Source organism: Vibrio sp. 10N.261.51.C6, assembly GCF_041471785.1.
GTDB lineage: Bacteria > Pseudomonadota > Gammaproteobacteria > Enterobacterales > Vibrionaceae > Vibrio > Vibrio crassostreae_C.
Window position 1 is genome coordinate 21,428 of sequence record NZ_JBFRPB010000040.1, and the last position, 17,052, is coordinate 38,479.

Here is a 17,052-nt window from a genome sequence, read left to right on the forward strand (position 1 = left end):
CTTATCTATTTTGGAGGGGCGTTTGGATATCTATAAGAAAATGTTGAGTTGCAATAACGCCTAAGTCAGATGCACTTAGGCGTTATGAATCACTATAGTAACACTAAGCCTTACTTAGCAAAGTTTACAATCGGGAAGCACGGGAAGAAACCGTTGTCAGCACAGTTGATCAGACCAACTTGTACGCCTTCGATTTTGTTGGTTTTGTTGAAGATACCAACCTGAACCGTAGACACTTCTGAAAGGTTCGCTGCACCAACATCAACCATAGTGTTACCTTCTGAGTAGTTTACAAAACTCACGTTCGCGCCTTTCACATCATTAGTAATGTTCACAGCACCCAGGTTAACACCGGTTGTTTTACCCGTATTCCAGTTGAAGAAACCCAGAGATGCACCGGTCATTTCTTGGTTCACTTTTGATGCACCAAAAATACCAAGGTTCACACCTGTGGTCGTTTGCGTCTCAGACATACCAACAACGGCAAGATCGACACCTTTAAGGTCGTTTACTTGTCCGTGAAGCAGAGCCAAACGCACACCGCCAACCGCATCTGAATCAGGTGCGTTGAAACCGTTAATCGTTGAAAACATAACAGGCGAAGAAGCAAATGCTGCCGGTGCCATTACTGCTGCCGACACAGCAAGTACTGAAAGTAGTTTTTTCATTGGGGAGTCTCCACTGACTTATTGTTAACTTGATTAATCCATTTTTAATCAAGCATTTATTGTCCTTTATTCAACAGCTACCCATGTTAAATCAATGTAATAACTGTACTGTTGAATATAAGCCGCTAAATCATAAAGAGCAATGGTTAAGAGCAGATGCGGGATTCGAGTGAACGAGATGCGAAAAGCAAAAAAAACAGAGACCGAAACCTCCGCTCTAACGCTTATTATTCCAAACAAAAATCTAGGCGAGAAAATCAACATGTTTCACAAGCTTATAGCCCACACACTTATTGCCGCATCTAAAGCGATGTCATCCTAAAAAATTTATTGATAAAAGCTCAACAGACCTCAGGTATTCAAAAACTAATGTTCGTAAAATTCTGAAAATAAACTAAATTCTAATATAGGAATAGAACGATATGAAACAGCGGGAATAGCATGATTAAGGAACCTACGAATAAACAGACCATTAAAGCGATTATTTCGCGTGGTTTTTTGGCTATCGTGTTATTTTTAGGCCTCTATATCTATGTTAGCCATGCTCTGAAGAACAAAGAGCAGGACATGATTAATCTCCAGCTCAGTCTTTCTGAAGCTTATAGCGTTATGCTCTCTGTCAGACGACAAGAGCAGCAGTTTGTTTCCACAAGGCAACCAGAGATTCAAGAACAACTCAATATAAAGCGAAGTCAGCTGATCGAAAAGCTGGCTGAGATCGATGGGAAAATCGTACGAAGCGACCTCAATATTTCTTTTAATTATGCCAAAGTTGTCGAGTATCTCGACGAGTACCACACAGCCTTTTCATTATTAGCCCTTGAGTTAGCCAGCATACATGGTCAAGGGGACCAAATTGGGCTCATTGAGAAACTTAAAAACGCAGCGTTGACACTTGAGCGCTTCGTACATGAAGCCAATAATAAGCAGCTTGAAGAACTGTTTATCGGTACGCAAGATCTCATGTATCAGTTTTTTACTGGTTTTGAGCAGAAAACATTAGATCAGATAGTCGATTCACTATACAAGATCCAATACGAAGTCGAAGAGAATACCCGAACGATTACTGCACTGGCTTCGTTTAATAATTTCAAACGCCATTTTTGGCGATTACAGCGCGGGTTAAAGAGTGTCGGGTACAGCTCTGACAGCGGTTTGAAAGGAGAACTCACGAGCAGCATTTATCATGTTGAAGATGAACTCAATTTGCTGTTCACCGAAACTCCTAAGCGAATCGCAGAGAACTTGATACAGGTAAAGTGGTACCGCTATATATCAACAGCCGCATTAGGAGGGGTGACGTTACTGGTGCTGCTTTATGTTGTGTGGCGTGCCAGTCAACTTGAAACTCAATTGATTGTTTCACAAGAGAAAGCACGACAAGCAAACCGCGCAAAAAGTGCCTTTCTTGCCAATATGTCTCATGAGATACGGACACCGCTTAATGGCGTGATTGGTATGTCAGAAATACTGGCAGAAACCAAACTATCCGCAGAACAAAAAGACTGCCTTGGGACTATCTATACCTCTTCTCAAACCTTACTTATGTTGATCAACGATGTTCTCGATCTGTCCAAAATTGAATCGGGTAAACTGGAAATTAATCCACATACGACAGACTTAAGAGAGCTGCTGTTTGATAGCGTGACTCTGATTTCTTCTAAAGCTTATCAAAAGCAGATTAAGTTGGAAGTTGAAATTGATGGCGAGCTCCCAGAGTACATTCATGTTGATGGGAATAAAATTCGCCAAGTGTTGATGAATTTAGCCTCAAATGCGATCAAATTTACAGAACAAGGCTCTATCGTATTCACCGCTAAACGGCTTCCATCATTGGAAACAGAGTGTGTGGTCGAGTTTTCTGTTCGAGATACGGGTATTGGTATCGCAGCAGACCAACAAGAGCACATTTTCAAAGCGTTTTGCCAAGAAGATACCAACATCACCTCCAATATTGCGGGGACCGGATTAGGGCTTAGTATTTCGTCACGTATGGTGGAAATGATGGGAGGCTCGATAAACGTTGAGTCAGAGAAGGACGTGGGCAGTTGCTTTCATTTCCAATTAACCGTAGTGCCATCAGATCATTCTGAACATAAAAATCGTAAACAAACCGTTGTCTATTATTCAGATGCGCCATCGAAACTTTTACTCGATGACTTGTTCCGCCTTGGTTACTCACCACAACTAAAATCAATCGAAACAAACTTGGCGGCAACTGACCTCCCAGAGATCGCTTTGATGGAAGATATTAACCAAGCCAAAACACTGCATCGCTTAGCACCAGAGGTGAAAATCATCATAGTGAAAGATAATCTTAGTGATCCTATGAGTGAGTGTCATTTTATCTCAGGCTATGTGACTCTTCCTATGCTCGGTTCCCGCTTAAGTAGCATGTTGAACTCCGTGCTTGAAAGGTCACAGCCACAACCCCCTCAACATCAACCTGAGCCGATAGAAGCGACTGTACGTCAAAAAGTCCTCATAGTTGAAGATAACCGCGTAAATCAGAAGGTGGTATGTATCAATTTAGATAAGTTAGGGATTGAATATTGGGTTGCCAATGATGGACAAGAAGCGATTGATTTATATAAAGAGCATCATCAAGACATCGGCCTTATCTTGATGGACTGCATGATGCCGAATGTAGATGGCTTTGAGGCAACAGAGCGAATCAGGCGCTATGAAGAAAACCTGCAACTTCAGGCAACACATATCCTCGCTTTAACGGCATCCGTGCTCGATGATGATATTAAACATTGCTTCGAGTGTGGAATGAACGATTATCTTCCAAAACCATTTAAGCGTGACATGATGCTGCAAAAAATTGATGAACAACAGTTTACGCACAAAGCAGGCTGACCAAGGAGCTTTGGAAAAAAAGAGTGATGGTGAAGCTGAAATACAGATACGGGATGCGAATAAATAAGGCTTAAGAGCAAAAAAACGGAGACCGAAGTCTCCGTTTTCTAAAGCTTATGTGTGACTTTCTCTGCTATAGAGAAAGGGGGATGATTACATCATGCCGCCCATGCCACCCATACCGCCCATGCCACCCATATCAGGCATTGCAGGGCCAGAATCTTGTGGCTTATCAGTGATCATCGCTTCTGTTGTGATCATAAGACCAGCAACTGACGCTGCGAACTGAAGTGCAGAGCGAGTTACCTTAGTTGGATCTAGGATACCCATTGCAATCATGTCGCCGTATTCGCCAGTCGCCGCGTTGTAACCGTAGTTACCTTCGCCAGCACGAACGTTGTTAGCAACAACAGATTCTTCATCACCTGCGTTCTTAGTGATTTGACGGATAGGCGCTTCCATTGCACGTAGTGCAACACGGATACCGACGTTTTGCTCTTCGTTGTCGCCTTCAAGGCCAGCAACTTTAGATGCAGCGCGGATAAGTGCAACACCACCACCAGCAACCACACCTTCTTCAACGGCAGCGCGAGTTGCGTGAAGTGCATCTTCAACGCGGTCTTTCTTCTCTTTCATCTCAACTTCAGTTGCAGCGCCTACTTTGATTACTGCAACACCGCCAGCTAGCTTAGCTACGCGCTCTTGAAGTTTCTCTTTGTCGTAGTCAGACGTTGCATCTTCGATTTGTTGACGGATTTGAGAAACACGACCTTGGATCATTGTTTCTTCGCCCGCGCCATCGATGATGGTTGAGTTTTCTTTAGTGATAGTTACACGCTTAGCTTGACCTAGGTCTTCTAGCGTTACTTTCTCTAGGTCTAGGCCGATCTCTTCAGAGATAACCGTACCGCCAGTTAGGATAGCGATGTCTTGCAGCATAGACTTACGACGGTCACCGAAACCAGGCGCTTTAACAGCAGCCACTTTAACGATGCCACGCATGTTGTTCACAACTAGAGTTGCAAGCGCTTCGCCTTCTACATCTTCAGCGATGATAAGAAGTGGACGAGATGCCTTAGCAACTGCTTCTAGAGTCGGAAGAAGTTCACGGATGTTCGAAACTTTCTTGTCGATAAGAAGAATGAATGGGCTTTCTAGATCAACAGAACCCGCTTCTTGGTTGTTGATGAAGTAAGGAGATAGGTAACCACGGTCGAACTGCATACCTTCAACTACGTCTAGCTCGTCTTGTAGAGCCTGACCTTCTTCAACCGTGATTACGCCATCACGACCTACTTTTTCCATCGCTTCAGCAATGATGTTACCTACTGTCGAATCAGAGTTCGCAGAGATAGTACCTACTTGCGCGATAGCTTTTGTATCTGCACATGGAACAGAAAGGCCTTTTAGCTCTTCAACTGCAGCGATAACTGCTTTGTCGATACCGCGCTTAAGATCCATTGGATTCATGCCAGCAGCAACGGCTTTTAAGCCTTCAGTGATGATTGCTTGAGCAAGAACTGTTGCTGTAGTCGTACCGTCGCCCGCCGCGTCATTCGCTTGCGAAGCCACTTCTTTAACCATTTGCGCGCCCATGTTTTGGAACTTGTCTTCAAGTTCGATTTCACGTGCAACTGAAACACCATCTTTAGTGATCGTTGGTGCGCCAAATGATTTGTCTAAAACAACGTTACGGCCTTTAGGACCTAGTGTTACTTTTACTGCGTCAGCCAGAACGTTTACACCTTCTAGCATTTTAATACGTGCGTCATTACCAAATTTAACGTCTTTAGCAGCCATCTTAATTTCCTTTCAAATTCTTTGTTTCGGGGCGTCTCAGCGTTATCGCGTCATTCTGAACAGTGAGGGACGAACGTGATTCAGAATCTACTCAAATCGCACTCTGTTTAGATTCCAGATAATTCGTTCCTCATTTCTGGAATGACGATATGAATCATCCAATACTGGCTCTGATAACTTTTACTGAGAGTTAAATGAAAAATAGATTACTCGACGATCGCCATGATGTCGTTTTCAGACATAATCAGAACTTCTTTGCCGTCGATTTTTTCAGTTTTCGTGCCGTAACCTTCAGCAAAGATAACGGTATCGCCAACTTTTACGTCCAACGGTTGCACTGAACCGTTTTCTAGAATGCGGCCTTTGCCGACAGCTAGAATGATACCGCGAGTCGATTTTTCTGCGGCAGAACCAGTTAGAACGATGCCACCAGCAGATTTAGATTCAACTTCTTGGCGCTCAACGATAACTCGGTCATGTAGAGGACGGATATTCATCGGTCTTATCTCCTGATAATTTCCATTTAAATTTTGATAGTTGCCACGATTAGCGTGGGTCAAACAATATGTTGGGGGCGATGTGAAAGATCCCAAGGGGGGAACGAAAAAATTGTGAGCTAAAGTGCAGATTCTCACCCCTCATCTTTCCCTGCTTTTCGTTTACTCGTATCCCGCATCTGTTTATCCTACGCTTTTGGTTTCTATCGGCGTTTTGCATGCAAGATAAGCACGGGCTATTAACTGCCCCAATTGAGAGTACATTGCGTACCATGACCATACCGACCATATTCGGTATGGTGGCGATCTTGATGTTTAACTTGGTCGATACCTTCTTTATCTCACTGCTCGGCACACAAGCACTTGCAGCAGTGAGCTTTACCTTTCCAGTCACCTTTGCCATCAACTGCATCACCATGGGGATTGGTATTGGCTTATCGACATGTATCGGTCGATTGCTTGGCCAAGGCAGCGCACAAAATGCAGCACGCTTTACCTGCCATGGATTATTACTCGCGCTACTTCTGGTCTGCTGCGCTTCCGCTGTTGGCATTATCTCACTCGACCCCTTATTTACTTTATTGGGTGCCGAAGCGGAGTTACTGCCTCTGATCTCTGAGTACATGCTGATCTGGTATATCACCATTCCCCTATTAGTGATCCCAATGGCAGGCAACAGCGCTATTCGTGCCAGTGGCGATACCAAAACGCCTGCTAAAATCATGATGCTGGCAGGGTTAATCAACGGCGTTCTCGACCCTTTGCTTATTTTTGGATACGGCCCCTTCCCTGAACTAGGGATTCAAGGTGCTGCAATTGCAAGTGGTTTCAGTTGGTTTGGCGCTTTGTGTTGCTCGCTGTACATCTTGATTAAACGAGAAAAGCTTCTGGCTTTACCGAATATCAAAAACATCCTTAGCGATTGGTATCAAATACTGACTATCGGCACTCCTGCGGCACTGTCCAATGCGCTCAATCCATTAGCGGGTGCCATCATAATGATGATGTTGGCCAAACAGGGAACCGAAGCCGTTGCTGCTTATGGTGCTGCTCAGCGTATTGAATCCATTCTTATCATTGTGTTGATGTCTCTGACTTCAGCCCTTACGCCTTTCATGGCGCAGAACTTTGGCGCAAACAACTCTCAACGCAGCTTTAAGGCATTGTTTCTCAGTATGCGTTTTGCTGTGATGTTCCAAGGTTTGATTTTCTTAATGATGGTGCCGTTGAGCATCCCCTTAGCTGCCCTGTTCTCTCAAGAAGAATCCGTACGAGGCATTTTGTGGCATTACTTGTTGGTCGTCCCCTTTAGCTATGGATTCCAAGGTATTGTGATGATGCTGATCAGTGGAATGAATGCCATGCATCAACCACTCAAAGCCTTTCAATGGAGCTTCATGCGTTTGTTTGTGTTTACCTTGCCCTTTGCGTGGATAGGCAGCCAAATTGATGGTGTCGAAGGGTTGTTTATTGGTTTAGCCTTGGGGAACATCATGGGTGGTATTTCAGGGTATTGCTTTGCACTTCGTGTGAGGGCTAAAGCAGATGCGGGATACGAAGAGGGATAGTACAAACCAAAAACTGAAAGACAAACGCTGACTACGCAGCGCTTAGTCCATCTTCGTTATATTTATGTCGCTAGAGCAAAGTTGATCGTATTTACCTTCGCTAGATTAACGTTCTGTTTTGCTTGCCACAGATCATAGTGATCCTGCATTGTTAACCAACTCTCCGGGGTTCTACCCAGTGACTTAGAAAGACGTAAAGCCATTTCAGGAGAAACTGCACTTTGGCCTTTAAGAACACGATTCAGCGTAGAAGGGGATACATCAAGCTGCTTTGCAACAAAACGACAGCTATAACCAAACGGTTCCATATATAGGTCATAAATAAACTCACCTGGGTGAGGAGGGTTGTGCATACTCATTAGTGATAATCCTCATAATTTAAAATATAGGCATTACCATCAATAAATTCGAAAGTAATACGCCAATTACCATTTACTGTGATTGACCAAATACCATCTCTATCCCCTTTTAATGGGTGAAGCTTAAAGCCAGGTAGATCAACATCATCAATAATGGTTGCAGTATCTATAGCTGCCAACTGCATCCTAAGCTTACGCTCATGCTTAACTTGAATACCGGCTTTACTGCCAGTCTCAAAAAACTTTTTGAGACCTTTATGCTTGAATGTTTTAATCATACAGAGAGTGTAGCGTGTTGCGCATCATGAATCAAATTTCAAGCAGCTTAAGAGCAGATGCGAGATTCGGGTAAACGGGATGCGAAGAGCCTCAAAAACAGATACGAGATTCGAAGAGCTTGAGAGCAGAAAAAGACTAAAAGAAGGAAGATGACATGGAAGACACCACTTACAAAATGTTCTATGACGCACCAATTGGCAAGATGATCATTGTTAGCAATGGTGTGTCGCTTATTGAAATTGACCATGTAAATCACGAAGAGCGAATGATTAGCAATCCAGATGACCTTTGCCAACTGGCAGCGAAACAGTTAGATGAGTACTTCGCAGGTCATCGAATAGAATTCGATTTGCCATTAAGAGCGATAAAAGGCACTGACTTTCAAAAAGTAGCTTGGCAGGCTTTAACAACCATTCCTTATGGCGAAACCATCAGTTACGGTGAACAAGCGAAAATAATGGATAACCCAAAAGCCGTAAGAGCTGTGGGTGGTGCAAATGGCAAGAACCCATTTAGTATTGTTGTGCCTTGCCATAGAGTCATCGGCGCGAATGGAACATTAACCGGCTACACCGGCGGTATGAATCGCAAAGAGTGGTTGTTAGATTTTGAGCGTTCGATCTTAAATAAAAAGAAGTAAACCTTATCTCACTAGATCAATGATATAAAATTTCGCCATCAAGAAGCGCCATTATCACCAGACAACACATAGTCTATATTTAAAATTTCATACAAAGAGGTGATAGTAATGTCCACTGATACGATTGAATCTTATGAAGATCGAAAGCGTAGAGATGGAGCTATAGCGCTAATGAAACTATTATCGTTTTCTATTGATGATAAAAAAAATGACCGAGTCAATTCAGGTACTCAGATTCGAGATAAACTGGCAAAACGTAAACAATCGGTTCAAGAATCAACATCACCGTTACGCTGATAATAATACGTTCGGTTACTTTAGTTTAATCCCATAAGTGTCAATATGGGCAAGTAACTCGCTTGATGTAATTCTATGCTTAACGAGCAAGTCAACCTTGAATGGAAGCGACGACTGTTCTAAACGATCTTGCAAGCCTGCGACGACACTTAACGAAATCCCGTGCCCCTCGATAACAATATCGATGTCGGAGTTATCTTTATAAGTTCCAAGGGCTCTAGAACCGAATACCCAGGCATGAATGACTGCGGCATGACTCAAAACAATATCCTCAATCAGCTGATACTGATGAGGCTTAAGGCCGACCGAGTCTGGTTTACCCAAATAACTATCGATCACATTTAACCTCTTGTTCGCATTGACCCTCTTGATCACATTTAAGCTTTAAATAGAGTGTGACTTGCCCTATCACTGGTGAAAATGACTCTAAGATCAGTGACTGAGCTTCAAGGACATTTTCCTCATCATAGGTGTAGGACAATAAATTTCGTTTTATGAGTGCTTCAAGCATAATCTCACACTGCTCCGAAGACAGGTGCTTAGCTTCTAAGGCCGTACGAAAAACGCTCCTCGGCGAAGCCACATCAAACCCTTCAAACTCAAGTAAGTCTTTAAGGGTCTTCCATGTCAGTTCGAAAGAAAATTCAAAAGTTTGTACTAACCCAGCGAGCTCTAACTCATTGTAGCTATCTTGTGAGCACGCTCTCTCAAGCCTTTGCTGCGCTTTCATTAAGTTTTGCAGTCGTTGCTTCCAGCGGCCTGGGTTTGAGTTCATATAAACAGCCTAGAGATAAGGTAAAAGATAAGTATAGTATGAGCCTTAAGCTACCTAATCATTCAAGCAATGTCACTCTTTCGATATTCATCAAGACTGTTCTTTTCGTCTTTTGTTTAAGGTCGTGCCCTTATGTTCTCCCCCTGCATGTTTTTCTTACCCAATACCTGTCCTTAAGCTCTTCGCTACTCGTTTACTCGCATCTCGTTTACTCGTATCCCGTATCTATACTCAAATTCCAGATACAAAAAAACGGCCACACTCGCGTGCAGCCGTTCTAGTATTCGATGAAAGTTAAAAACTATTTATCTAAAACAGTAATTACTTAACGATCACATCACCTGACATTTCAGCCGGGATTGCGATACCAGACAGAGAAAGCATCGTTGGTGCTAAGTCAGACAGCTTGCCGCCCTCTTTGAATTCAACGTCTTTGCTGCCCACGTAGATAAGTGGCACTGGTAGGTTAGTGTGCGCCGTGTGGATGCCGCCCGTTTCTGGGTTTACCATCATTTCCGCGTTACCGTGGTCTGCGGTGATAAGCAGTTGGCCATCGGCTTCTTTAATTGCTTCAACCACTTTACCCAGACATTCGTCTAGCGACTCTACCGCTTTAACCGCTGCATCGTAAACGCCAGTGTGGCCAACCATGTCACAGTTAGGGAAGTTACAAACGATAGCGTCGTATTTGCCGCCTTTGATTGCTGCAACTAACTTTTCAGTTAGCTCTGGTGCGCTCATTTCTGGCTGTAGGTCGTAAGTTGCTACTTTTGGAGAAGCAACAAGTTGACGCTCTTCGCCTTCGAACTCGTCTTCGATACCGCCATTGAAGAAGAAAGTCACGTGCGCGTATTTCTCTGTTTCAGAGATACGTAGCTGCGTTTTACCTTGCTTCGATAGCCATTCACCGTAAGTGTTCTCTAGAGAAGCCGGTGGGAATGCACATAGAAGCGGGATGTCTGCTGCGTATTGAGTCAGCATCACGAAATCGATCGCTGGGAATACGTTACGAGCAAAACCATCGAAATCAGGAACGAATGCACGTGTAATTTCACGAGCACGGTCAGCACGGTAGTTCATGAAGATTACCGCATCGCCATCAACGATAGCGGCAGACTCTTCGCCTTCTGCTTTGATTTCAGTCGCTTTTACAAACTCATCGTTTTCATCACGAGCGTAAGCCGCTTCTAGGCCAGCAACCGCTGTATCAAACGTGAATTCTGCTTTTGCTTGAGTCAGCAGGTCGTAAGACTCTTGAACGCGATCCCAGTTGTTATCACGGTCCATTGCGTAGTAACGACCAATAAGCGAAGCCACACGGCCTTTACCTAGCTTAGCGAACAGTTCTTGGAAGCGTGCTAGTGTGTTTTCTGCGCTACGTGGCGGCGTATCACGGCCGTCTAGGAATGCGTGTAGGTAGATTTTCTCTGCGCCACGTTCTGCTGCCATTTCAACAGCTGCGTAGATGTGATCTTCATGAGAGTGAACGCCACCTGGAGACATAAGGCCCATGATGTGAACCGCTTTCTCAGCTTTCACCGCTTTATCGATAGCGTTCACTAGCGTTTCAGTTTGGCCGAACTCACCATCTGAAATTGACTTAGTAATACGAGTAAGATCTTGGTATACCACGCGACCCGCACCAATGTTGGTGTGACCCACTTCAGAGTTACCCATTTGGCCATCAGGTAGGCCTACATCTAAGCCAGAAGCCGAGATTAGCGTGTTAGGTTGGTTAGCAATAAGACCGTCTAAAACTGGAGTCTTAGCGTTCGCGATAGCGTTGTCTTGGTTGTCTTCACGGTAACCGTAACCGTCAAGGATCACTAGAGCCATTGGCTTCTTAGCTGACATAGGACTGACCTCGTTCAATTCAAAATAAATCGGTATAAAAACAAATTAGCGTAATTTTACTACAGTTTACAGTCAAAACTGTAGTGGAAGATCAAGAAAGGGCGCAGGTAGGATGATCGAATGTGAAAAAAAGCGTCATTTTGTGTTTAAGGGTCGCATAAACCTTGAGCAACAGTATTTAGGGAAATATCGCTGTCGTCATTCTGTATTAACACTGAGTTACATACTAAAACCAAATGTCACATTCAAAATGCACAGAACAAAACATACTCAACCAGGTGTACATATTGATGGTTTTAGCGTAAGATACACGCAAATAAACTCCTACAAAAAATTGGCTAGAGTTCATTATGTTATTAGAGCTATCATTTGTTGGCTTCTTCTCCTTTTCCTCACTCTTTTTGATGAGAAAAGTGGCAAAATCCATTGGCTTAGTGGATAAACCGAATGAGAGAAAGTTACACACTGGTGCGATCCCATTGGTCGGTGGTATTGCGATCAGCTTAACCATTGGCCAATTCATCGTTACCCATCCAGACGTCATCCCGCATAGCCCACTCTTTTTAGCTTCTGTTATTGCTCTTATTATTATCGGGGCGCTTGATGACAAATTCGACATTAGCTTCAAAATACGACTGGTGGTGCAAGCAATTCTCTCCATCGGCATGATGTATTTCGCCGACATTCGATTAGATAACATTGGTAACCTGTTTGGTACTGGCGACCTGCATTTAGGCTTCCTGAGCCCTGTAGTAACCATACTCGCAGTGATTGGCGCGATTAACGCGTTCAATATGGTCGACGGCATTGATGGATTGTTAGGTGGGCTTGCTATTGTAACTTTTGGCGGTATCGCCGTTTTACTTCAAGTCGACAGCCAACATGGCTTAGCGTATTTATGCGTGGTGTTCATTGTCGCAACCATCCCTTATATCTTAATGAACTTAGGCATTCTTGGGCGTGAGCGTAAGGTTTTCATGGGAGATGCTGGCAGCATGATGATTGGATTTACTGTAATTTGGTTACTGCTGGGCGCAAGCCAAGATCCATCAGAAGCTATGATGAGACCAATAACTGCACTGTGGTTAATTGCTGTTCCGCTGATGGACATGGCTGCCATCATGTTCAGACGCGTACGCCGCGGTGACTCCCCTTTCAAGCCCGACCGTGAACACCTACACCACATCTTCCAACGCCTTGGTTTTACATCGCGACAAACCCTGGCCATCATTTGTGCTATCGCAAGTAGCTTCGCTGGCTTCGGTATCTACGGAGAGTTCCTAGAAATTGCTGAATCGACCATGTTCATCCTGTTTATGATTTGTTTTGCTTCATACACTGTAGCTATGAGCTATGTTTGGCGCATCACCAGCTGGATTAGAAGTTTGCGCAACCTTCCAGAAAAAGTCTACTAGTGATTAACAGTGTATTAATGGCTTAGGTTTTCAAGTGAAGATGATTAATAGCAAAAGCACTCAAGTCTAAAACTTCTCAAGCTAAACGCAAAAGAGCCCAATCTCGATATAAGATTGGGCTCTTTTTCTATATTTGTCTTAGTTTGAGCTATTGTAACTTAACTGCTTTAACTCTCTAATTTACCCAGCTAAGCACTGCGATAGTAGACTTGTCCGTTAACGACACATCAAACTATTTCGCTTCTAACTTCTTCCACTTTCTTACTATCTTCGCCATTTTAAACGAGTGTGTCATCGCGTAGGTGTGGAGGAAGAAACACACAACAATGGTGTAGAACATGATGTATTCTGGCACTTGGAAGTATTCGCCCAATAACCCCAACGTTGAGTACAGCAACTGCACCAAACAGATCACCACTAACGACTCACGAGGGGTAAAGCCGATACGCTGCATAATGTGGTGAAAATGCTCGCGGTCAGGTTGGAACGGAGAGTGCCCTTTTCGAATACGACGGATCATAATGGCCATCATATCAATCAAAGGCACCGCAATTAACCACAATGCCGTCACCGGACGAATCGTATAGTGACCGTGTTCAGGTTGAGTACCTCGGATTAAAATCCAAATCACAAGGAAGCCGATCATCATGCTACCGGCATCGCCCATGAACACTTTTCGCAGCTTGCCAAAATAGCCCAAATTAAACAGCACAAAAGGTAATAAAATCACCACCATCACGGCCATAAAGAAGGTGTAGAACTCAAGCCCATGAGCATAGAACAGCACACCTAACGAGGCAAACACCACTATGCTTAAACCACCCAATAGCCCGTCAATACCATCAACCATGTTAAAAGCGTTAATTGCACCGATCACAGCTAATATGGTAACAACATAATCGATGGCAACCGGAAAGTCCCAAACACCAAACCCAAACGCATTACCAACATGAGAAAGCGTTAGCCCGGTATAATGCATTACGATCAGCGTCAAGACAGCTTGCACACCCATGCGAAGTTTAAAACTGATATCGAAGCGGTCATCTGCCACACCGATCAGCACCAGTATCGTTAAGCACGTGGCGATTACCTCTATGTTATTGATTTCTGACGCACTCACGTAGAAGAAGTACAACAAGGTAATACAAAGGGAAATACCGCCCACCAAAGGAACCACACCCTCATGATGTTTTCTAGCATTCGGTTTATCAACTAAGCCAATGGCGTAGCCCACTTTGCGCATGCAGTACAACACCGCCAACGAAAGGAAGAAGAACAGAGAAAGTTCGACAAAGTATTCAAACAATGACATTAATTTAAGCCTTGGGGTTTGTTATTAAATAGTATTTTTATTGCGTTTTTTACAAATAAACCAAGATCCCCACCTATTGGGGAGGAGCAAGCTCGAAGTAAAACTGTCTCAATTCCGTCTCAGCACTGAGACACTCATCAGACTAAGTGATGGTTTTTATAATGAAAAAGAGGATCACAAAGGATCCTCTCTAATAGGTGAGACGACTGGGACACAATCTCCATTTCAAAATGCAATACCGACCCCGTTGTCTTAGTAAAGACATATTGAGAAAATGCACCAAAAACAAACATCGTCATTCTGGCAAATGCCAGAATCTTAGAGGGCACAAACTTAGCCAGTACTAAATCAATCCCTAACAAAAGTCACTCAAACGCTAACCAAACCCGTCATCCCCGAGCGCTTTTCTCGGCCAGCACACTGGTCCGGGAGCGAGGACTCTATCACAAGCAAAATCCCCTACTAAAAACTGTAGGGAATGACACCTACTCTCCCCCTATCACTAACAATGAATTCAGTACCGGTATAAAGAAGAACTCTCAATAGATTGTACAAACTAGCAATTCAACTTAGTCAACCCTTGCATAACCGGCAAATACGCTGCACCAAGCACCCCACTAGAATCCCCATGCATTGCTTTCACAATAGGTGTTGAAGCCTTACCACCAAAGGTATATTGAGCTAATTTAGCTTGAATAATAGGATACAAAACATCTTGGTTCGACATACCACCACCAAGCACTATCACTTCGGGGTCGATAATATTAACTATGGTGCCCAGCGCACGCGCCAGTTGATCACAATAGTGTTCAATATGCTGAATACAGGATTGCTCTCCTAAATGAGCTTTAGCAAAAATATCAGGTGCTGACAAAGGTGAATGCTTTAAAGCCCACGTTCTTTCAAAGCCTGTACCCGAAAGAAACAGTTCATTGCAGTTCCATGCACCGCAGTAGCACTGAGTAGCAGGCCCATCTACATCTTCTGAGAAGTAAGGCAAAGGATTGTGGCCAATCTCGCCCCCCAATCCATGCTGGCCATCGACAATAGAACCATTAATAATGACCCCACCACCACAACCGGTACCCAAAATCACCGCCAAACAGGAGTTAGACGCCTGCTTTGCAGCACCGGTTTCGTACTCAGAAATCGCTAGGCAATTTGCATCATTAGTTAAGGCGATAGGAATCTGGGGATAGGCTACTTTTAGATCGCTCAAGAAGTCTTCACCGTTAAGGCAAACAATATTCGCGCCTTGCATCAGCCCTGTTTGACGATTAACCGACCCAGGACTGCCAACGCCAATCGACTGTATGGATTCACGTGATAACAACTCATCGATAACCAATCTGACTGAGGTAAAAAAGCCCGGATAATTGCTCTTTACTGTTGGCTTTCTCAAGCGATGAACAACGTTATTAGTCGAGGGAGAGACGATCACTCCCTCAATTTTTGTACCACCAATATCAAGCCCTAGCAACACAATATTTCCCTATGTCCTTTGTAATTATCTAGCATTAATTATTCACTCTAGCCAAAAGGCCAGTGCCACAGTATTGGTACTGTGCCGTATCAAAAGGAATAAATACCGATTCACCCGCTTTCAAGGTTAATTGCTTGTTTGCACACTCAAGGTGTACCTCACCCTCTATACAAAACACTATTTCAGCACTTCGAACGTAAACGCTTCGCTTCGTTTGTTTTGCCTCTAACACATCGAACCTAAAATCATCTACTGGCACTGGAAAATGAAGGTGACCTTCTCGCACCATCGGTTCCGTTAACAGTTCGCCTTCAAGAATAGGCTCAAAGCGAACGTTGGAAACTAGCTCTTCTACATCAATATGCTTGGGTGTGAGACCCGCGCGTAGCACGTTATCAGAGCTCGCCATCACCTCTAAAGCAGTACCTTGAACATAGGCATGGGGCGTTTCTGCATGCAAGAACATCGCCTCACCCGGTTGCAACTCGACAACATTCAGAAATAAAGGAGCGAATAATCCGTTGTCGTTCGGATACAGTTTGCAAAAGTGTTCACTATAATCCAGCGCTTGCTTCGCTTTATCCGACAGGTTTGGCTTACCAAAATTCGCTTTAAGCTGAGCCAAGGCCTGTTTCTGCTTATCTCCTGCCAATGTAAGCAAGGTAGTAAACAGTGTTTTTAGTCCTAACGCATTGGGAGAAGCCTTGAACGCATTCACATCTTCAGCTAGAGCTTCAATGTTCACCTCATCAAATAAGGCAATAATGGTTTCAAACTCTCGAAACCCATTCATCGCCTTATACTCTGTAATGGCGTACACCAATTCAGGCTTATGGCTTGGATCTTTGTAGTTGCGGTTGGCCGCCGTAAACTCAATGCCTTGCGCGTTTTCACGCTCAAAACCTAGCTCAGAGTTGCGCTTGTTAGGGTGCACCTGAATCGAAAGTGGCGTCTGCGCAGCCAATACTTTAAACAAATAAGGCAATTGTCCGTAGCGATTAGCGCTATAGTCACCCAACACATTTTTGGCATCGTTTGTAATATAATCAGCCAGAGAAGTGTCTAACTCATCTAATCGAGAGCAGCCATTTGGATGTGCCCCCATCCATAATTCTGCCTGAGGCTCATTGTCCGGGTTATCAAACCCAAATAAAGTACTGAGCGAGGTATGACTACCCCACGCATAGTTTTGAATAACATTATTTAATTTAAACATCATAATATTCGAACTAGCTTAATTTTC

General features: G+C 43.8%; 16 protein-coding genes. 5 read left to right on the plus strand and 11 right to left on the minus strand.

The features are described 5' to 3' along the window. Window positions 1-110: 110 nt before the first annotated feature. Window positions 111-668: a VC2662 family protein gene (locus AB4375_RS11160; protein ID WP_017068001.1), complete on the minus strand. Its 558-nt coding sequence runs from the start codon at window positions 666-668 to the stop codon at window positions 111-113. 441 nt (window positions 669-1,109) lie between these two features. On the opposite strand from AB4375_RS11160, the gene AB4375_RS11165 reads away from it, so the two are divergent. Further along, window positions 1,110-3,530: an ATP-binding protein gene (locus tag AB4375_RS11165; RefSeq protein WP_372051580.1), complete on the plus strand. Its 2,421-nt coding sequence runs from the start codon at window positions 1,110-1,112 to the stop codon at window positions 3,528-3,530. A 153-nt stretch (window positions 3,531-3,683) separates the two neighbouring features. Here the strand turns inward: AB4375_RS11165 and groL are convergent, their stop codons facing one another. Continuing rightward, the gene (groL, locus tag AB4375_RS11170; protein WP_017061290.1) at window positions 3,684-5,330 is read right to left on the minus strand and encodes a chaperonin GroEL; all 1,647 of its coding nucleotides are present in this window, start codon (window positions 5,328-5,330) and stop codon (window positions 3,684-3,686) included. Between the two features lie 206 nt (window positions 5,331-5,536). Further along, window positions 5,537-5,827 carry a co-chaperone GroES gene (locus tag AB4375_RS11175; protein ID WP_010433998.1) on the minus strand — a complete coding sequence of 97 codons (291 nt, stop codon included), beginning with the start codon at window positions 5,825-5,827 and terminating at the stop codon, window positions 5,537-5,539. Window positions 5,828-6,045: 218 nt separating this feature from the next. On the opposite strand from AB4375_RS11175, the gene AB4375_RS11180 reads away from it, so the two are divergent. After that, window positions 6,046-7,395: an MATE family efflux transporter gene (locus AB4375_RS11180; RefSeq protein WP_017067999.1), complete on the plus strand. Its 1,350-nt coding sequence runs from the start codon at window positions 6,046-6,048 to the stop codon at window positions 7,393-7,395. Between the two features lie 62 nt (window positions 7,396-7,457). On the opposite strand, the gene AB4375_RS11185 is transcribed toward AB4375_RS11180, so the two are convergent. Next, window positions 7,458-7,754 (minus strand): HigA family addiction module antitoxin, encoded by a 297-nt coding sequence (locus AB4375_RS11185; protein ID WP_017067998.1) that lies wholly within the window; start codon window positions 7,752-7,754, stop codon window positions 7,458-7,460. After that, entirely contained in the window at window positions 7,754-8,032 is a 279-nt protein-coding gene (locus tag AB4375_RS11190) for a type II toxin-antitoxin system RelE/ParE family toxin (RefSeq protein ID WP_372051581.1), read from the minus strand. The genes AB4375_RS11185 and AB4375_RS11190 overlap by 1 nt, the downstream gene beginning before the upstream one ends. Window positions 8,033-8,187: 155 nt before the next feature. On the opposite strand from AB4375_RS11190, the gene AB4375_RS11195 reads away from it, so the two are divergent. Further along, window positions 8,188-8,673 (plus strand): methylated-DNA--[protein]-cysteine S-methyltransferase, encoded by a 486-nt coding sequence (locus tag AB4375_RS11195; protein ID WP_372051582.1) that lies wholly within the window; start codon window positions 8,188-8,190, stop codon window positions 8,671-8,673. A gap of 108 nt (window positions 8,674-8,781) precedes the next feature. Continuing rightward, on the plus strand, window positions 8,782-8,970 hold the full coding sequence (locus tag AB4375_RS11200) for a prevent-host-death protein (protein ID WP_372051583.1): 189 nt from the start codon (window positions 8,782-8,784) through the stop codon (window positions 8,968-8,970). Window positions 8,971-8,985: 15 nt separating this feature from the next. Here AB4375_RS11200 and AB4375_RS11205 read toward each other — a convergent pair whose 3' ends face one another. From AB4375_RS11205 to gpmM, 3 genes are all read right to left on the minus strand, one after another. Then, window positions 8,986-9,309 carry a nucleotidyltransferase family protein gene (locus tag AB4375_RS11205; protein ID WP_372051584.1) on the minus strand — a complete coding sequence of 108 codons (324 nt, stop codon included), beginning with the start codon at window positions 9,307-9,309 and terminating at the stop codon, window positions 8,986-8,988. Further along, a complete protein-coding gene (locus AB4375_RS11210) occupies window positions 9,299-9,745 on the minus strand; it encodes an HI0074 family nucleotidyltransferase substrate-binding subunit (RefSeq protein WP_372051585.1) in 447 nt (148 codons plus the stop codon). Before AB4375_RS11210 ends, AB4375_RS11205 begins: the two co-directional genes overlap by 11 nt. Window positions 9,746-10,066: 321 nt before the next feature. Then, window positions 10,067-11,599 carry a 2,3-bisphosphoglycerate-independent phosphoglycerate mutase gene (gene gpmM, locus AB4375_RS11215; RefSeq protein ID WP_017067994.1) on the minus strand — a complete coding sequence of 511 codons (1,533 nt, stop codon included), beginning with the start codon at window positions 11,597-11,599 and terminating at the stop codon, window positions 10,067-10,069. 350 nt (window positions 11,600-11,949) lie between these two features. Between gpmM and wecA (AB4375_RS11220) the strand changes: the two genes are divergently transcribed. After that, entirely contained in the window at window positions 11,950-13,014 is a 1,065-nt protein-coding gene (gene wecA, locus AB4375_RS11220) for a UDP-N-acetylglucosamine--undecaprenyl-phosphate N-acetylglucosaminephosphotransferase (protein WP_372051586.1), read from the plus strand. 232 nt (window positions 13,015-13,246) lie between these two features. Here the strand turns inward: wecA (AB4375_RS11220) and wecA (AB4375_RS11225) are convergent, their stop codons facing one another. The 3 genes from wecA (AB4375_RS11225) to manA form a co-directional block, all read right to left on the minus strand. Further along, on the minus strand, window positions 13,247-14,326 hold the full coding sequence (wecA, locus tag AB4375_RS11225) for a UDP-N-acetylglucosamine--undecaprenyl-phosphate N-acetylglucosaminephosphotransferase (RefSeq protein WP_372051587.1): 1,080 nt from the start codon (window positions 14,324-14,326) through the stop codon (window positions 13,247-13,249). A gap of 556 nt (window positions 14,327-14,882) precedes the next feature. Beyond that, window positions 14,883-15,809, minus strand: coding sequence for an ROK family protein (locus AB4375_RS11230; protein ID WP_372051589.1), 927 nt, complete (start codon window positions 15,807-15,809; stop codon window positions 14,883-14,885). 34 nt (window positions 15,810-15,843) lie between these two features. Then, window positions 15,844-17,031 carry a mannose-6-phosphate isomerase, class I gene (gene manA, locus AB4375_RS11235; protein WP_372051617.1) on the minus strand — a complete coding sequence of 396 codons (1,188 nt, stop codon included), beginning with the start codon at window positions 17,029-17,031 and terminating at the stop codon, window positions 15,844-15,846. Window positions 17,032-17,052 lie beyond the last annotated feature (21 nt).